Raw genomic sequence first — 17,429 nt, 5'->3', positions numbered from 1 at the left:
TTGGTCGAGCACGCCTACAACCCGATCCACCGCCGTTATCAATACGACCCGGCCGGCGAACTGACCCGCACCCTCGACAAACTGCGCGGCGAAATTAAATACGAATACGAAGCCAACGGCCAGTTGCACAGCCGCGACACCGGCCAACTGGTCGACAGCGAAGAGTTCCGCTACGACGCTGCGGCCAACCGCCTGAACTTCAGCACCAGTCAGTTCGACCACGTCAAAGACAACCGCATCAAACAGTGGCGCGATCAGGAATACAGCTACGATGCGTGGGGCAATCTGGTCGAAAAGCGCATCGGCCTGACCACGCTGCAGACCTTCAGCTACGACTGCGAAAACCGCCTCGTCAAAGCGGAGACGCTGGTTAACAGCAAGCTTGGAAGTGTCGGCACGTATCGCTACGACAGCTTGGGTCGACGGGTCGGCAAGACCTCAACAGTCGACGGCAACACCCAGCACAAAAACTTCCTCTGGCAGGGCCTGAGGATGCTCCGCGAGGAAAGCCCACAACAAAGCAGCCTGTACATCTACGAACCCGGCAGCTATGCGCCGTTAGCCCGCGTTGATCACAGCGAAGGCCAGGAGCAAAAGCTCTACTACTTCCACACCGACCAGATTGGTACGCCGTTGGAAATGACCGACGTCGAGGGCCAGATCGTCTGGCAGGCGACGTACAAGGCGTGGGGATCCATCGAAACGCTGGCGGTGAATGAGGTTGAGCAGAACCTGCGGTTCCAGGGGCAGTATTTCGACGAGGAAACGGGGCTGCACTACAATACTTTCCGGTACTACGATCCGCAGGTTGGGCGGTTTATTACGCAGGATCCGATTGGATTGGCGGGCGGGGATAATCTTTATAGATATGCTCCTAGTGCTGTCGGTTGGGTCGACCCACTAGGCCTCTGTTCAAAGGCTTTAAGCAGTAATATGACAAAAGCCGGAACCCCTCGTCCCGCAAATTCAGCCGCTCACCATATAGTCGGGGATACATCTAAACTCGCAAACCCTGCAAGGAAGGTACTAGCGAAGCATGATATCAATGTGGATGATGCAGTTAACGGGGTTTTCTTACCCAATCGAAATAATATTGATCCTGCTCTTCCCGGTATATTGCACAACGGTAAGCATCCAAACTCATACTTTGAAAGTGTGAACGAGCTGATAGTAAACGCCGACAAGGCTGGTGGGAAACCGATGGTATTGAAAACTATTGATAAAGTTCGGAGTACATTGCTGGCCAGTCTTCGTGACGCCCAATGGTCCGGGCTATTTGGGTGAGATATGAAAATCTATACTATAACTCAAGATGACAAATACAAAACTTTGGTTGATGGCGAGCAAGTTGAAAGCTTGCAGGAATTTGCCACGGAACTTGCTTTTAGAGAAGCTAGCTTAGATCCTGAAAGCGAATTGTATTCTGTTGTATACAATTCTGATGATAAAAAAAAGAAAGCCTCGTCAGATTTTTATACGTATTTTAGGCCCGTTCTGATTTTGTCGAAGAGGGCTTATGATGAACTGATTTTTTTACAGGACCTTCCGTGCTTGAGAATATCTAGCCCTCGTACTGATGATGTTGCAATTTTCGTGTCAACAGTTTTGAAAAATGCTTTTGACTACGAAAAATCTGATTACGATAAGGGGCCAAACGGATACGTTGTTTACAAACCGGTTCTGAAACTCTCTGCAGATTGCACTGAAGCTATATTTCGTATCGCTGAAAGCCCGCAGAGCTTGTTTGTTAATCAGTTGTTTAAAGATTCTGTTGAATCCAAAGGACTCAAAGGACTCAAGTTTCGGGAGGTGGAGTGTGGTATTTAAGGATGTTGGAGGCGCTTAAGATTTTTCGCATCAGCCAATCCTTAATACTGGCAGCATTAACGTAAGCCAGCGTTCTTTAATAATTTAGAGGGTGCGGTGGTTGCCAATTTTTGGCTCAACCACCTTGCCATTTTGTCTTTGCTCGGTATGCGAGCAATTTATAGCCGCGGAGCTTAACGAACCGCGCCCAGGCCTGCGACTACGATCCGCTCAGCAACCTGACCACGCTGACGCTGCCTACAGGCCAGCACCTCAATCACCTGTATTACTGCAGCGGTCACCTGCACCAGTTGAACCTCGACGGGCAGTTAATCAGCGACATGGAACGCGACGACCTGCACCGCGAGGTCTATCGCACCCAGGGCAAGCTCACCAGTTGTTTTGGTTACGACGCCATGGACCGCAAGACGTGGCAGTTCGCCTCCAACCTGCAGATGGACAAACTCTCCGGAGTGCACAACCCCGGCATCAACACCAGCCTGCTGGTGGAACACGCCTACAACCCGATCCATCGCCGCTACCAATACGACCCGGCCGGCGAACTGACCCGCACCCTCGACAAACTGCGCGGCGAAATCAAATATGAATATGAAGCCAACGGCCAACTGCACAGCCGCGACACCGGCCAACTCGTCGACAGCGAAGAATTTCGCTACGACGCCGCAGCCAACCGTTTGAACTTCAACACCAGCCAGTTCGACCACGTCAAAGACAACCGCATCAAGCAATGGCGCGATCAGGAATACAGCTACGACCCATGGGGCAACCTGATCGAGAAACGCATCGGCCTGACCACCCTGCAGACCTTCAGTTACGACTGCGAAAACCGCCTGGTCAAAGCCGAGACGCTGGTTAACAGCAAGCTTGAAAGTATCGGCACGTATCGCTACGACGGCCTTGGTCGACGGATCGGCAAGACCTCAATAAAAGACGGCAAAACCGAGCACAAGAATTTCCTCTGGCAAGGCCTGAGGATGCTGCGCGAGGAAAGCCCGCAACAAAGCAGCCTGTACATCTACGAGCCGGGCAGCTATGCGCCGTTGGCCCGCGTTGATCAAAGCGAAGGGGAAGAGCAGAAGCTTTACTACTTCCATATTGACCAGATTGGTACGCCGTTGGAAATGACCGATGTCGAGGGCCAGATCGTCTGGCAGGCGACGTACAAGGCGTGGGGTTCCATCGAAACGCTGGCGGTGAACGAGGTTGAGCAGAACCTGAGGTTTCAGGGGCAGTACTTCGACGACGAAACGGGGCTGCACTACAATACTTTTCGGTATTACGATCCGCAGGTTGGGCGGTTTATTACGCAGGATCCGATAAGTATTCTCGGCGGTGCCAACCTGTACCAATATGCCGTAAATCCTTTGGGGTGGCTCGATCCACTAGGGTGGGCCGGTAATCCTGCGAACGCTACCCACATTACCTACGAGGGGATAAAAAATGGTAAGCCTTACATCGGCTATGCGAGCAAGCCAGGTTTAGGACATGCTGCTCAAGATGTATTGGAATATATATATTCCAGCACTGCACATTTTGATTATGACCCGGTTCCAATCTTCGTTGGGGATGGGCAGTCTGGAAAAGATACTGCTCGTGGCCTAGAACAACGGATATTTGAAGATAAGAATGGCTTGGAAGGCACTTCGAATAAGCAGAACCCAGTAGGCAAGAACAATCCCAATAGAGATAGATACCTTGCCGCGGCTGATGAGAATAGAGCAGGTGGGGCTAAATCTAGTGGTACCAAAGGAGTAGCATGTTGAAAAGTTTAAAGTGGGAAGAGAACCAGGTTCTCAGTGTTAAGGTCGGCGACAATTTGTTCACGCTTGCGCAGATGAGAATAAATTATCTGATGGAGTTCTTTGATGTGTTCAGAAGTAATGAAAATTGGGGCGAGGTAGATTTAAACAAAGAGAAAATAATTTTTTGTATTTTTGTATCTACAAAAAACCTCAAAGGTATATTTTCGGGGCAGATGTCTAGTGATGTTGTAGTTAACAGTCGTCCAATAAGAAGGCGGATGTTGTCTCCGGTTTTTGGTGCGTCCGGCAATAATGGAGCCAACTTGATTGACCTTGCTGATGGATATACTAATATTGGTGCTGAGACGGTGCAGTCCTCGCTAACAATAGATAAGGATTTACAGTTAATTTATGACTATGAGTCATGTGGGATGGCTGGAAGCCCTGAAAGAGTTTTAAACAGATTAAAGGTTTATTATGAAACTGGTGTTAACTGGGATGAGACCAAGGTGTTTCTGTTTTCTGATATCAAACCGCCGCAACCGTCACGTTGAGCATTTCAAGGAGATTTCCCATGGACGCTATAGACGCAGCTGCTTTACATCGACAGCTAGATCTGCTGGATGGGGACGAGGAGGTCCTGAAGAGGATTAGGCCGGTAATATCGGAGTTGGTACGAAATCTTGAAGCTTTGCCATGCTCAAGCTTCGGCAAAGGCGCACTCCCCATGTTTAAACGCTGCATAGTCAGGCTAAACTCTTTCGAGGAAGACATTGAAACAGTGGAGCGGGAGTCATTGTTGGATGTTATTTATCGACTGGGCGAATTGGTAGGTTTGACTCGAGAAAGTGAGTTTGCTGAGGAGTGGCGTGGTGATTGGTAGTCGGGTGAGTTGTGTATTTTTGATTAAATAGCTAAGCTGGGGATGCGGCGGAAAACTTGGACTACCTGGAGGTAGTTCATGTATTCATACGAAGACCGCATCCGAGCGGTCGAACTCTACATAAAAGTGGGTAAACGCATCGGGGTGACGATTCGTCAGCTGGGCTACCCGACGAAGAACTCTTTAAAGAGCTGGCATGCAGAGTATGAGCGATGCCTCGACCTGGCGCGTGGCTACAAGACCTCGAAGTCGAAGTACTCATTGGCCCAAAGGGAAAAGGCTGTCGAGTACTATCTCGAACACGGTCGCAGCATCGCCGCTACCGTCACGGCGCTGGGCTACCCGGCACGGGATTCGTTGCGTGCCTGGATTTACGAATTGCACCCCGAGTTGCATACGCGTGTCGTTGGCCGATCTGACGGGTTGGCCCGCCCGCCAGCGATGAAGCATGCAGCGGTCATCGCGCTGTGCACGCGAAAAGAAAGTGCGAAAGCCCTGGCTGAAAAACTAGGCGTATGTAGGCCGACCTTGTACAACTGGAAAAACCAGCTACTCGGCCCAGAGGTATCTGCATCCATGAAACGCCGACTAGACGCCCCATCGTCATCGGAGCGAGAAGAGTTGGAACGACAACTCGAATCTCTCAGGCTCGACGTGCGCCGTCTGCAGCTTGAACACGACCTGTTGATGAAGGCGAATGAACTCATAAAAAAAGATACGGGCATCCACCAGCAGATACTGACCAACCGGGAGAAGACATTGCTGGCTGATGCCCTGAGGCAGACATACTCCTTGTCAGAGTTGCTTGAAGCGCTGGGCTTGGCCCGAAGTTCCTATTTCTACCATCGAGCCCGAATGCAGGTGGCGGAAAAATACACCGAAGTGCGTCGTGCCATGGCAGACATCTTCGAGCGCAATCATCGCTGCTATGGCTACCGACGGATGAGGGCTTCGCTGAGCCGGCAGCGCGTGCGTTTGTCAGAGAAGGTGGTGCAGCGTTTGATGAAGCAGGAGTGCCTGGTCGTCGCCAAGCCAAAACGGCGTCGATACGGTTCCTACCTCGGGGAGATCAGTCCCGCGCCGGAAGATCTCGTCAACCGGGACTTCACAGCTGTTGCTCCGAATGAGAAATGGCTGACTGACATCTCGGAGTTCCAGATCCCGGCCGGCAAGGTGTACCTGTCTCCAGTCATCGACTGCTTCGATGGGAAGGTTATCAGTTGGTCGATCGGCACGCGTCCCGACGCCGAGCTCGTGAACACGATGCTGGATGCCGCTGTCGAAACGGTGGCCGGCATCGATAAACGGCCTGTGGTTCACTCCGATCGTGGCGCGCACTACCGCTGGCCCGGCTGGTTATCTCGCATCGCTGATGCGAAGCTGATTCGGTCGATGTCGCGCAAGGGCTGCTCACCTGATAACGCGGCTTGTGAAGGCTTCTTCGGCCGGCTGAAAACGGAGCTGTTCTATCCTCGCAACTGGCAGTCAACGAGCATCGAGCAGTTCATTCAAGCCCTTGACTCATACATCCGCTGGTACAACGAGAAACGCATTAAGATTTCCCTCGGCGCTCTCAGTCCCGTTGAGTATCATGAGAGCCTGGGCTTCGCGGCATAACTAGTCCAAGTTTTTGTCTGCATCCCCGATGGGTCAATTCTGCATCAGCGATAACAGCCGTACCTTTTTCGCTGAATTCAACCGCGAGGCCGCAGGTCTCGTGCTCGATCAAGGCTATAGCCACATTGACGCCTCCCGCTCGCTGGGCGTTGTCGAGTCTGCGCTGCGTCGCTGGGTCCATCAGCTTCAGCAGGAACGTAATGGCGTAACCCCTCAGAGCAAAGCCCTGACGCCCGAGCAGCAGAAAATCCGGGAGCTGGAAACCCGGATTGCCCAAAAATCCAGGATCCGCCCGGCTCATTGGTACATGTACGTATAAGTAAAAATCAAAAGTATCTTTAAATAATACCCCATTAATCTGCGGCGCTTTCCCCTGTAGAGTTCTGAACTGTCGGCGGCTCAAATACGATCCCGACGATAAAAATCGATACGATTTCGTGAGGAAAATGCATGCTCGATAAAAAGTGCGTCATTATCATCGACGAAACGTTGCCACTTGGGGTCATCGCTAATACTGCCGCAGTTATCGCTGCCAGCTTTGGAAAGCTTTACCCGCAGATGGTGGGCGGAAGCCTTATTGACTGGCAGGGACATGTACACGGTGGCATCACTACGATCGCATTGCCGATCCTAAAAGGCTCGCCAGAGCTACTCAAGGAAATGCGGGAACAGCTGCGCGAGTTAGAGCCGGAGCTAATGGTCGTTGATCTCATCAGTGCAACTCGTACAACTCGCTCTTACGAGGAGTATGCCGAAGTCCTAGCACATGGGCCAGATGACGCAATTCAGTACCAAGGACTTGGGATCATCGGTAACAAGAAGTTGGTAACAAAACTTACTGGCAACCTGGGCCTTCTACGCTGAGCTAAATGCTCTACGTCATCAGCCTACTATCTGCAACGGAGATGCAATATGAATGAGAACCATAATGATATAGTGGCCCATCCGCGTTACTTAATTCCGGAGAGCACCTATGCGCATGATCATCCGGAAGTGATTTTCTGGACCAAGTACTTCATGACAGAAGCAGAAAAGCGCAATGTGTTTACCAATATTCAAGCGATATTGAATGTCCATCGCTCGCTTATGGCGGCAGAGACAATGGCTGCCGCTTGGTACGATTTCACTCGATATGTGCCGACCTTTATCACTAAAGCGGTGGCGCAGACTGACGACCCTGAGCGGCAGCATCATCTGATCCAGATCGCCTATGATGAGCTGGGTGGTAATGACAAGAACTATATTCATTCGAAGTTGTTCTTGGAAGCCTTAGATAAGGCAGGCATAAGGCTCGCGTCAAGTTCGTCTCCATCTTCGATCAAGGAGATTCTCAAGGTATTGGACGAGACGCTGGTTGGCACAAAGAGCCAGTACGGAATTGTCGGTCTTCTGCTGAGTTTTGAGATCTTCGCAGAAGAGAATATTGAGGCTTTGTTTCAGAGCCTTTGCTATGACGAGGCGAGCGAGTTAGCGTTGGCCGCTACGCCGTTTTTCAAGATACACCGTGCCGATGAGGCGGAGCACATCCGTCACTCTATTGCGAACTTCCTGCGCTTTTGCAAGACCGAAAGAGCTCGCGAAGAGTTTCGCGTGTCTTTCGACCAAGGCATCGATTTCTGGCATCGTTTCTGGGATCAGTGCGCGTGCTTGGTAAATCTCGAAGCGAATTCGCGTTCCTGCGCCTGACCTCGTCCCTACACCCGCTGTAATGCATCAATCAACCGGATACTTAATCCGGTTGATTGACCGCTCTCACGCCGGAGATCTCCAATATGAAGACCGTCGTTTTCATCGAAACAAACTTCAGCGGATTGGATGCTATTCGCTACTGCAACGAGGCGGGCTACCGCTCTGTATTAGTGACGGATAGTGTCGAGCGCTTTCGGAAGTGGTTCCCTGCGTCTGTTCTATACAAGCTTGATTTGGCGGATGCGATAGTCTCAGTAGACGACTCCAACGACTTCGAACAAGTACGCGCTGCTATTGAGAAACAGATAGGCCAAATTGATGCTTTGTTGACCTTTGCAGAGATACGTACTGCAGTCACAGCCAAGTTGTGCGCACATCTTGGTCTTCGCGGGGCCGATCCAGAAGCTATTGCTATAGCGCAGGACAAGCACCGATTTCGCCAAGTTCTGCAAGAGAGAGGTGTGGATAGCGTCAAGGCAGTGCGTATCGAAACAGTCGAAGAGTTACGCTTGCTTGGTGAGTCCATGACATTTCCCTGCTTCCTAAAGCCGGTACAAGGGCACTCCAGCATTGGCGCGATATTATGCGCCAGTAAGTCCGATATTGAGTCAGTAGTCGCTCGACTTAGCACGATTTCCGAAGACTGGATTTCCACGGCCTTTGTTGGCGAGGAGTTTCTTTCTGGTGACTTGGTGACTTGGTGAGTGTGGAGATGCTTACGACGTCAGCGGGCGAGCATCAATTAGTTGGCATATCTGACCGTGATGTCGTGCACGGCAGCGTTGAGATAGGTGCATCCTTCCCTTTACTTAACGAAAATTTGCGCGAGATTCAATCTAAAGCGTGCTCGGCGCTGGACGCAATCGGTTATAACTTCGGGCCGAGTCACATCGAGATTATAGTCACCGCCGACGGCCCCCATTTGGTCGAAGTGAACACTCGAGTCGGCGGCAGCGGACACTCCATCATGCTGGACTTAGCCAGCGGCCACTCAATCGTTGGCGACTGCATCGAACTCTGTTTAGGTAGTCTGATATCTCAGCGCCCACTTTATGAGCCGCACCAAGGCGCGGCTTGGAAATGCCTAGTCAGTGAATTAGAGGGTGTGATAGCTAGCCTGCCTTCGGTTGAGTCGATAAAACACAATTTCCCATCTGTACGCGAGGTCTGGCTGCACCATGAGGTGGGTGACAGCATCGACGGTACGCATTCCAACTACAGCTGGATCTTGCAGGTCATGTGCGTCGGCCGTGATCAGCAAGAGGCCAAGAGCAACGCGGCCCAAGTGATCGACTTCGCCTCTCAGCGCACCGCCATAAAACAGCAGGAAACGGCATGATCGGGCTCAATCGGGGGCGCCTCAATCTGCTACTAGGCAGCGCGGCGTTTACATTGTCTTCGGCTGGTTCGGTACTGTTGCACATCGTCTTAGCGCTGGCCGTCTATAAACAGACTGGTTCAGCCCTGTTGACCTCGCTATTCGTGTCGCTGCAATGGCTGCCTGCCTTCCTGGTAGTGCTCTTCCGGAGTGATTGGGAGCACGGGCTTGATCCACGGGTACGCTGGTATCTCCTCGATCTGCTATCAGCCGCGCTGACACTCCCAATATTTTTCATCGCTGATGGGCAAAACTATTTGGCTATTGTGTTGGTTCTGCTGATCCGTGGCGTGGTAGACCAAATTAACCGCATCAACAAAACTATCGCAACGCGAGTTTTTTTTCCTAAAGAAAAGGCAACTCACTATGCGTCCTTTCTGCAGTCCAGCTATCATGTAGGCATCGGTCTAGCGGCAATGGCGGGAGTTTTTTTCGCTAGCTATATCGACCTCAAAATAGTTGTGCTGATCGATGCGTTTACTTTCGTGCTTTCCGCCGGGCTTATATGGCTAACTCGCTCAATATCCGAACTAGTCAGGGCAGATGCTGTTTCTAATAGTTCTTTGGCCGCTCGTTTTCGGGAGTATCGTCAAGCTCTGTCCAATGATCCTTGTCTACTCCTTTGCGCTGCATTGATGCCTTTGACAGCAACTTTCTTCCAGGGTACCTACAGCGTACTGCAGCCGATTTTCCCTGTGTCTCGTTTTGGATTTGATGTATCAGCAGTATCCGTATCGTACGTGCTGGCAAGCATCGGCATTGTAATCGGCTCGTGGTCATTCAGTCTATTTTGTAAAAGGTTCAGGCTCTTTGAGTGCTCTTTTTACAACTCTAGGATGTTGGCAGTAGGCTGCTCAGCGCTCGCTGCTGCGTTATACATCGGCGTTGTTAGCGCACCTACTCCGTTACTTAGCGCAGTATGCTTTTCGTTGATGATCGTGGTCTTCGAATTTCTCTGGATGATGGGCTATGCCGGTACCGTAGCCTTCGCCCCTGCCAGCCGACTGGGTTCTGTCTTCGGCATCTCATTCGCTTTAGGTTGCTTGTTTGCCAGTCTCCTTTCGACGCTGCTTGGCTTGGTATTGGATTTCTTCGGTAATAATTATTTTTACCTCATCGCGTTGCTGATGTTCGCTTATTTATCGTGTGTCGTACTTTTACTGCGACCAGAACAGAGTGTTGCAGCTGTTCCTGTCCAGGACTAATACAGAATGTTCTAACCGAACAACCAAGAAGGAACGTCAAAAATGGGTAACTGGATTACGTCTGAGTTGTGCGAGCTGAATGAGGAGAACATGAACCTTCTTCTCGATTTTAAGATCCCAGGAATCATTGTCAAAGAATTTCTACCCGTTGAATTGTGCAAGGAAGTCGCGAGGAGTCTTGTGGCCTTAAGTTTTGACACCTACGACCACCTTAAAGAGATTCCCGTTAATCACATTGGGCTTTGCCATAACCAGTGGGCGAACGATCAGAAAGACGTCTATTTTGGAAAAAAGCAACAAGCCCAATTGGTGATCGACAACATCTACGAGAAACTGAGCATTGATCCGGTCAAGATGGTCACCGAGACGCTCACTCAAAGAAGTGGCCGCCCGGCTGCGATATTCGAAGAGCCCGGTTTCGGTCGCTACTTTGCTGGTGCTTTCCGTAGCTTTCGCGGGCACGGGAAACTTCACGTCGATCATGCCCCTACTCACATACTAAAGCCTTGGGCGGTGACTGAGATTAGCCGGCAGATGACCTGGAATCTCTATTATTCGCAGTTGGACAGCGGAGGCGAGCTCGTCATTTACGACACCATTCATACGTCTCAGAACGAGCCGATGAAGGTTGCTGGGGACTACTACTTTCCTTACGAGGTGCTGGAGGGCAAGGACCGCATAAGCCTTATACCTACAGTGGGCGACCTGATTATTTTCAACACCCAGAACTTCCACGAAATCCTAGGCAACAGCAGTGGTGGTCATCGTGTCTCACAGACATCCTTCATCGGCATAAAGGCAGATGGTTCATTGGGGTTGTGGTCGTGAAGGCTTCTTACGGTTCGAGTAATGGAGGCAAGAAAATGAGATTATTCAGGCGTATGGCCCTCGGTATAGCAGGATTGCTTTCACTGCCAGCGCTAGCCGCGCAGACGCTGGTTTACTGTTCTGAGGGCAGTCCAGAGGCACTAAACCCGCAGCGCACTCTGTCTGGTACAGCGCGCAACGCGACTGCTACCACTATCTACGATCGTCTCGTCGATTTCGAATCTGGCACTACCAATGTCGTCCCCTCGCTAGCGGAAAGCTGGACCATTTCCGAGGATCGCAAGGTCTATGAATTCACCCTGCGCCGCGGGGTTAAGTTTCAGAAGACGGATTATTTCACGCCGACGCGGGAGCTGACGGCAGACGACGTGCTTTTCTCGATCAACCGCCAATTCGACTCCAGCCATCCCTACCACCGCGTTGGCGGCGGAAGTTATCAGTACTTTCAGGGCATGGGTATGGATAAGTTGATTGCTCGGGTTGAAAAGCTTGACGAGCATCGTCTACGAATTGTTCTTAACCAGCCGGAGGCGCCTTTCCTGGCAGACATGGCTATGCCATTCATGTCGATTCTCTCTGCTGAGTACGGTGAGCAGTTAATGGCGCACGGTACACCTGATAAGATAGACCAGTTGCCGATCGGCACAGGTCCTTATCTTTATCGTAGTTACCAGAAGGACAGTGTCCTGCGTTTCGCCTCGCACCCTGGCTATTGGGGAGTGCCAGCTAAGATCGAAAATCTGGTGTTTGCGATCACTCCCGATCCTAGTGTTCGTCTTCAGAAGATGAAGACTGGTGACTGTCAAATCGCTGTTTCGCCGGCACCGGCCGACCTTGACGCAATACGCAAGGACAAACGCCTAGTTCTCGATGAGGCTGAGGGAATGAATGTCGGCTACCTGGCGATGAATGTAGAAAAGGCGCCGTTTAACGATGTAAAGGTGAGGCGTGCAATTGCCCATGCGCTGAATAAACAGAACTACATCAATGCTGTTTATCAAGGGACCGGTGAAGTTGCTATTAATCCCTATCCGTCCAGCCTATGGTCATATACCCGCAACGTCTCCACTTATAATTATGATTCCGCTTTGGCGCGTAAGCTATTGGCCGAAGCTGGCTATCCCGATGGGTTCAAGACCACGCTATGGACCTTGCCCGTTAGCCGTCCTTACAATCCTAATGGGCGCAAAATGGGAGAGATGATGCAGGCAGACCTAGCCCGTGTGGGTATCCGGGTGGAGCTTGCGACCTTCGATTGGGGTACCTATCTGGACAAGGTGAAACGCGGTGAGCACCAGATGGTCCAGTTAGGCTGGTCCGGAGATAATGGCGATCCCGACAACTTCCTCTATACCCTGTTAAGTTGTGATTCGGTCACCCGCGGTTCAAACAACTCGCGCTACTGCTCAGCAGAGTTTGATCGGTTGATCAGCCAGGCACGTGTCGAGTCGGACCAAGTGTTGCGCGCTAGCCTCTATCAGCGGGCGTTAGGACTATTGAGCCAGGACGTACCGGTAATCCCTATCGCACACTCGAAGGTGTACAGGGTGCTAAGTCCGAAGCTGGCAGGATATAAGATGAATCCATTTGACATGGATTACTTCTCCCTGCTGTCGTTGCGTGATCAATGAGGTGGTGGATGGCTCGTGCCCAAGGGCTATTCGGAGTGTTACCCACTCTATTCGGCATCAGCCTAATCGCTTTCTTCGTGATCCGCTTTGCGCCCGGTGATCCGGTCCTACTGATGATTGGCGAACGCGGCGCAGACCAAGCTCAGTACAGACAGATGGTCGAGCGCCTCGGACTCGATGAGGCGCTGCCGCTGCAGTATTTGCACTTCATGGGGAACGCGTTGCTTGGCGACTTGGGCACATCCGTGGTCAGCGGTCGCACGGTGCTTTCCGAAATCTTATCGAGGTGGCCAGCGACTATGGAACTGGGTTTCGCAGCGATAGCGGTTGCTCTCATAGTCGGTGTGCCAGCGGGAGTACTCGCCGCTGTCAAGCACGACACTTGGTTTGATCGATTGGTAACAATGGTTTCTCTGGTCGGCTATTCGATGCCGATTTTCTGGCTGGGCTTGGTGCTCATCCTATTGGTTTCAGTCTTGCTAGGCTGGACCCCTGTATCCGGTCGTCTTGGAATCGAGTATGAGGTTCCCGTTAGGAGCGGCTTCCTGTTAATCGACACTGTATTCCCCGATGTTTTTCGGGCCTATGGCCTGGCTGCGTTCTTCAGCGCGTTGCATCACCTCATTTTGCCGTCTTTAACCATGGCGGCGGTACCGTTGGCGGTGTTCGCTAGGATCACTCGCAGCAGCATGCTTTACGTTCTCGGCGAAGACTATATCCGAACCGCGCGCGCCAAGGGATTGGCCGAGCGGCAGGTTATCTGGAAGCATGCGTTGAAGAATGCTTTGCTGCCGATCATCACAGTAGGCGGTCTGTTCTTCGTCAGTGCTGCCATAGCGGGCGCCATTCTTACCGAGTCTATCTTCGGGTGGCCAGGTATCGGCAACTACGTTGTCAGTAGCGTTAACGCCCGTGATTATCCAGTAATCCAAGGCTGCATCCTGTTAATAGGGGTGTTAGTGATCGTGACAAACCGGGCAGTTGACCGGCTCTATCGCATGGCCAATCCGAAAATGAGGAGCTGAGATGCGCAATGTCTTGCCATTGTTTCCCTTTTCTCTAAATAGTTCTGGATCCCTTGGTCTGCTGACGATCTTAATGATTATTGCGTTCTGCCTGTTCGGTCCGGTTCTGTTTGGGCTAGAACCCTATGAGATGAGCGACGACCTACTTTCAGCCCCGAACTGGCTGGGCGGCAATGGCGGCGTTCTAGGTACCGACGACCTGGGGCGCGATCAGCTTGCACGGCTGGTCTATGGTGCGCGCAGTTCGTTGGCTATCGGCGTAGTGGTGGTATTTATTTCCTGCACTGTCGGTGCGCTGCTTGGTCTCTACGCCGCCTGCTTTGGCGGTGCGGTTGATCGGGCTATTACGCGCCTCGTCGATGTGATTATGTCGTTGCCTAGCATCTTGCTAGCAATCGTAATAGTTGCGGTACTTGGACCTGGGCTAGTTAATGCGATGTTCGCCGTGGCCCTTGTCTCCATGCCTCGTTTCGTAAGGATCGTTCGTGCGGTAGCGCTTGCGGAAATGCAGAAGCAGTACATCTCGGCCGCACGAACTTGTGGCGCATCGACGCAACGAATTATCTGGAGTGAGGTGTTGCCCAACTGTTGGGGGGCGATAATCGTCCAGGCCTCACTGGGGTTCAGCGACGCGATCTTGGAGATTGCCGCCCTCGGTTTCCTGGGGCTTGGTGCACAGCCGCCCACCGCAGAGTGGGGCGCAATGTTGGCCGACTCGTGCGCCTTCATTGCTTCCGAACCTCAACTAATGTTATTCCCTGGGCTGTGTATCTTCCTGACTGTGATCAGTTTCAACCTGCTTGGCGATGCATTGCAGGATCTCCTTGATCCTCGGTTGGGGGGCAGACGATGATCGTTTCGGTGGAGAAGCTTTGCATTCGCCTGCCACTGGCAGGTCAGATGCGCAACGTGGTTCGCGATCTCAGTTTCACCGTCGCCGCAGGCGAGACCCTGGGCATTGTAGGTGAGTCCGGATGCGGCAAAAGCCTGACCAATCTCGCACTAATGGGACTATTGCCGGCAGGGGCTGAAGTATCGGCCGAGCGCCTCGATTTGTGCGGCCGAAATCTACTCGCACTGTCAGGAGCTGGCGACTGGAGGAAAGTACGCGGACGTTGCGCGGCGATGATCTTCCAGAATCCGATGGGTTCTTTGAACCCGGTAATGACGATAGGCACGCAGTTGGCGGAGGCCTTGTGGCTGGCCGATCAGGAAGCTTCTCGGGCTACAGTTCGCGAGACGTTGCTGGCGCTTCTTGACCAAGTCGGCATTCTGCGTCCAGCGGCGCGCGCCGAGGCCTATCCGCACGAGCTCTCTGGCGGGATGGCACAGCGGGTGATGATCGCTATGGCGCTAGCGCTAAAGCCAGCGCTCCTAATTGCCGACGAACCGACTACCGCGCTTGACTCCACTACCCAGTGGCAGATCATGGATCTGCTCTTGCGTCTTCGGGATGAAAAAGGCATGGCCATGATGCTGGTATCCCATGATATTGGTTTGGTTAGTGCCTATGCCGATCACGTCCAGGTCATGTACGCCGGTGAACTGGTCGAACATGGCCCTGCGAACGAGTTGCTGGAGCAACCTAGGCATCCCTACACTCGGGGCCTGATTTCGTCTCAGCCTGGCTACGTGGGCAGAGCGCGCAAAACTCTCCTTCCTGCGATTGGTGGGCAAGTTCCTTCTCTTGACAGCGAAACAATCGGTTGCCGTTTTGCCAGTCGCTGCTCATCGGTTAGAGAGCAATGCGGTGCGGAACAAACGCTTCGTCGTCCCCACGGTACTACGAACGTTATGGTCCGTTGCAATCAATGAGGAGAAGCAAAGTGCCTAACCGAAATGTCTTGTTGTTCGAGGGGGTAACTAAAACTTTCGAAACTGCTTCCGCCGCAGAGGCGGTAAAAGCCGTGAGCGAAGTTTCGTTGCAAGTGAGGCGTGGTGAGACGCTGGCGATCGTCGGCGAGTCCGGCAGCGGAAAATCCACCCTAGTACGTCTGCTGATGAAACTCGAATCGCCCAGCTCTGGACGGATTTGTTTGGATCAAGGAGGCGTGGCCTGTGACATCGCTGAAATCGCCACGGGTGATTTCTATCGTAGGGTACAGATGGTATTTCAGGACCCATACGGTTCGCTGAACGGGCGCGGGCGTGTATGGGAGATAGTCAGCGCCGGAGTGGCTAACTTGGGTTTGAAACGTACGCGCGCTGACCTCCGCGAAGCCGCGGAGGAGGCTTTGGCGTCGGTGGGGCTGCCTGCAGCATATCTGAACGCCTATCCAGACCATTTGAGCGGTGGTCAACGGCAGCGGGTCTCCATAGCCAGGGCGCTAGCGGCGAGGCCCGAGATTTTAGTGCTGGACGAGCCGCTTTCCGCGTTGGACGTCTCGATACAAGCGCAGATCGTCAACCTGCTATTGGAATTGCAGGAACGTATGAGGTTGACTTATTTGTTCATTTCACACGATCTTGCCGTCGTCCGACACATCGCTGACACAGTCGCGGTTATGCGTTCTGGCCAGTTGGTTGAGGTTGGACCAGTCGAAGATGTTATTGATCGCCCCACACACACTTACACCCAAGCGCTGGTAGGGGCCTCATTCGTTGTCCGATCAGTACGTTCTGAACCTGAAGAGCAGGAGCTTTTCCGTACGTAGAAGCTTCGTCTCTGCAGATTAGAGGTATCGCATGAGCAAGACTCTGACACCTCCACTCGGGTATATGACGTTACAAGTACGCTTCAACGGAGTGTGCGACCCACAAAGAACTCTGCTGGAGAATATCGAGGCTATGGGGCTTCAGATCCGGAGCGCTTGCTGGCGCGGACGCTGTGGATCTTGCAAGGTACGGCTCGAGGTAGGTGGATTGCATCCGGAGCGGCATATTCTTGAGAACGGCTACGTCTTGTCCTGCTGCTCCCTTCTTACCAGCGACGCTTCCGTCGTGGTTGACTAACCTGTAAGGACTCTCAATGATCAATTTTCACAGTATTCTCGGACGTCGCTCCCAGCCGCTGATCGGCGGCGAGATAGACCGCGACGAGTTGCGAAGTATTCTGTCTTGCGCATTAACCGCGCCAGATCACAAACGGCTCAGACCTTGGCGTTATATTGTATGTCATCCTGAGCACAAGGAGGTCTTGACTTGGTTGATCGTCTCCAGCCTGCCGGAAACCTCCGCGGACCTGCGAGAGAACCAGGTCGAGCAGGTTCGGCGCAAGCTCGGCTTTGCTCCGCATATTGTAATCTGCTTGCTAGAAATTAATCGCTCTTGCACGGTGCCGGAGGTAGAGCAAGTGCTATCCGCAGGCGCGGCGATTCAGAACATGATCATCGCGGCCGAAGGGCAAGGCCACAAATGCTACTGGAAGACAGGAGAGTGGGCCTATAACATGAGATTACACGAAAAACTTTCCCTCAACCCCGATACCATAATTACTGCATTCCTGGGCTTCGGTAAGAATGCCGAAACTGCCCATACGCCTAGGTCGATGGCGCGTGCGGCATACGCCGACCATTTCATCTCGGTTGAAGAGTTGGTCACCCCGGCTTATTTAGCTGAGGCTGTCGAACTTGGGTTTCCTCGATTCTGACCACGCTACGGAGAA

The 17,429-nt window shown here is 52.4% G+C and carries 18 protein-coding genes and 2 pseudogenes; all 20 read left to right on the top strand.

Annotated features, from left to right (window positions below; all coding sequences use genetic code 11):
- Positions 1–1,284, top strand: a 1,284-nt coding sequence (locus BMX68_RS05265) for an RHS repeat-associated core domain-containing protein (protein ID WP_143063240.1), incomplete at its 5' end; no start/stop codon positions are given.
- Between the two features lie 3 nt (positions 1,285–1,287).
- Complete coding sequence (locus BMX68_RS05260; RefSeq protein ID WP_060783071.1) at positions 1,288–1,827, top strand: imm11 family protein; 540 nt, start codon at positions 1,288–1,290, stop codon at positions 1,825–1,827.
- Positions 1,828–2,024: 197 nt separating this feature from the next.
- A pseudogene (locus BMX68_RS25090) lies at positions 2,025–3,227 on the top strand (RHS repeat-associated core domain-containing protein); the annotation flags it as partial.
- 356 nt (positions 3,228–3,583) lie between these two features.
- Positions 3,584–4,123, top strand: coding sequence for a DUF8309 domain-containing protein (locus BMX68_RS05250; protein ID WP_017132265.1), 540 nt, complete (start codon positions 3,584–3,586; stop codon positions 4,121–4,123).
- Between the two features lie 20 nt (positions 4,124–4,143).
- Positions 4,144–4,452, top strand: a complete 309-nt coding sequence (locus BMX68_RS05245) for a hypothetical protein (RefSeq protein ID WP_017132266.1) — start codon at positions 4,144–4,146, stop codon at positions 4,450–4,452.
- A gap of 78 nt (positions 4,453–4,530) precedes the next feature.
- Positions 4,531–6,069: an IS3 family transposase gene (locus BMX68_RS05240; RefSeq protein WP_017132267.1), complete on the top strand. Its 1,539-nt coding sequence runs from the start codon at positions 4,531–4,533 to the stop codon at positions 6,067–6,069.
- Between the two features lie 28 nt (positions 6,070–6,097).
- A pseudogene (locus tag BMX68_RS05235) lies at positions 6,098–6,355 on the top strand (transposase); the annotation flags it as partial.
- Positions 6,356–6,519: 164 nt separating this feature from the next.
- Positions 6,520–6,933 (top strand): DUF2000 domain-containing protein, encoded by a 414-nt coding sequence (locus BMX68_RS05230; RefSeq protein WP_017132269.1) that lies wholly within the window; start codon positions 6,520–6,522, stop codon positions 6,931–6,933.
- Between the two features lie 48 nt (positions 6,934–6,981).
- A complete protein-coding gene (locus tag BMX68_RS05225) occupies positions 6,982–7,755 on the top strand; it encodes an iron-containing redox enzyme family protein (RefSeq protein ID WP_017132270.1) in 774 nt (257 codons plus the stop codon).
- 86 nt (positions 7,756–7,841) lie between these two features.
- Positions 7,842–8,462 (top strand): ATP-grasp domain-containing protein, encoded by a 621-nt coding sequence (locus tag BMX68_RS05220; protein WP_017132271.1) that lies wholly within the window; start codon positions 7,842–7,844, stop codon positions 8,460–8,462.
- Entirely contained in the window at positions 8,459–9,097 is a 639-nt protein-coding gene (locus tag BMX68_RS05215) for an ATP-grasp domain-containing protein (protein WP_017132272.1), read from the top strand. The genes BMX68_RS05220 and BMX68_RS05215 overlap by 4 nt, the downstream gene beginning before the upstream one ends.
- A complete protein-coding gene (locus BMX68_RS05210; RefSeq protein WP_017132273.1) occupies positions 9,094–10,341 on the top strand; it encodes an MFS transporter in 1,248 nt (415 codons plus the stop codon). The genes BMX68_RS05215 and BMX68_RS05210 overlap by 4 nt, the downstream gene beginning before the upstream one ends.
- A 42-nt stretch (positions 10,342–10,383) precedes the next feature.
- On the top strand, positions 10,384–11,169 hold the full coding sequence (locus BMX68_RS05205; protein ID WP_017132274.1) for a 2OG-Fe(II)-dependent halogenase WelO5 family protein: 786 nt from the start codon (positions 10,384–10,386) through the stop codon (positions 11,167–11,169).
- 35 nt (positions 11,170–11,204) lie between these two features.
- Entirely contained in the window at positions 11,205–12,800 is a 1,596-nt protein-coding gene (locus BMX68_RS05200) for an ABC transporter substrate-binding protein (protein WP_017132275.1), read from the top strand.
- Positions 12,797–13,825 (top strand): ABC transporter permease, encoded by a 1,029-nt coding sequence (locus BMX68_RS05195; RefSeq protein ID WP_026013208.1) that lies wholly within the window; start codon positions 12,797–12,799, stop codon positions 13,823–13,825. The genes BMX68_RS05200 and BMX68_RS05195 overlap by 4 nt, the downstream gene beginning before the upstream one ends.
- Position 13,826: 1 nt before the next feature.
- Positions 13,827–14,678, top strand: coding sequence for an ABC transporter permease (locus tag BMX68_RS05190; RefSeq protein WP_017132277.1), 852 nt, complete (start codon positions 13,827–13,829; stop codon positions 14,676–14,678).
- The gene (locus tag BMX68_RS05185; RefSeq protein WP_017132278.1) at positions 14,675–15,640 is read left to right on the top strand and encodes an ABC transporter ATP-binding protein; all 966 of its coding nucleotides are present in this window, start codon (positions 14,675–14,677) and stop codon (positions 15,638–15,640) included. The genes BMX68_RS05190 and BMX68_RS05185 overlap by 4 nt, the downstream gene beginning before the upstream one ends.
- Before the next feature lie 11 nt (positions 15,641–15,651).
- Positions 15,652–16,479: an ATP-binding cassette domain-containing protein gene (locus BMX68_RS05180; protein ID WP_060783077.1), complete on the top strand. Its 828-nt coding sequence runs from the start codon at positions 15,652–15,654 to the stop codon at positions 16,477–16,479.
- A 31-nt stretch (positions 16,480–16,510) separates the two neighbouring features.
- Complete coding sequence (locus tag BMX68_RS26615; protein ID WP_081503035.1) at positions 16,511–16,777, top strand: 2Fe-2S iron-sulfur cluster-binding protein; 267 nt, start codon at positions 16,511–16,513, stop codon at positions 16,775–16,777.
- A 16-nt stretch (positions 16,778–16,793) separates the two neighbouring features.
- On the top strand, positions 16,794–17,414 hold the full coding sequence (locus tag BMX68_RS05170; RefSeq protein ID WP_017132280.1) for a nitroreductase family protein: 621 nt from the start codon (positions 16,794–16,796) through the stop codon (positions 17,412–17,414).
- Positions 17,415–17,429 lie beyond the last annotated feature (15 nt).

Source organism: Pseudomonas agarici (assembly GCF_900109755.1).
Lineage (GTDB): Bacteria > Pseudomonadota > Gammaproteobacteria > Pseudomonadales > Pseudomonadaceae > Aquipseudomonas > Aquipseudomonas agarici.
This window is presented reverse-complemented; position numbering and strand designations above follow the sequence as displayed.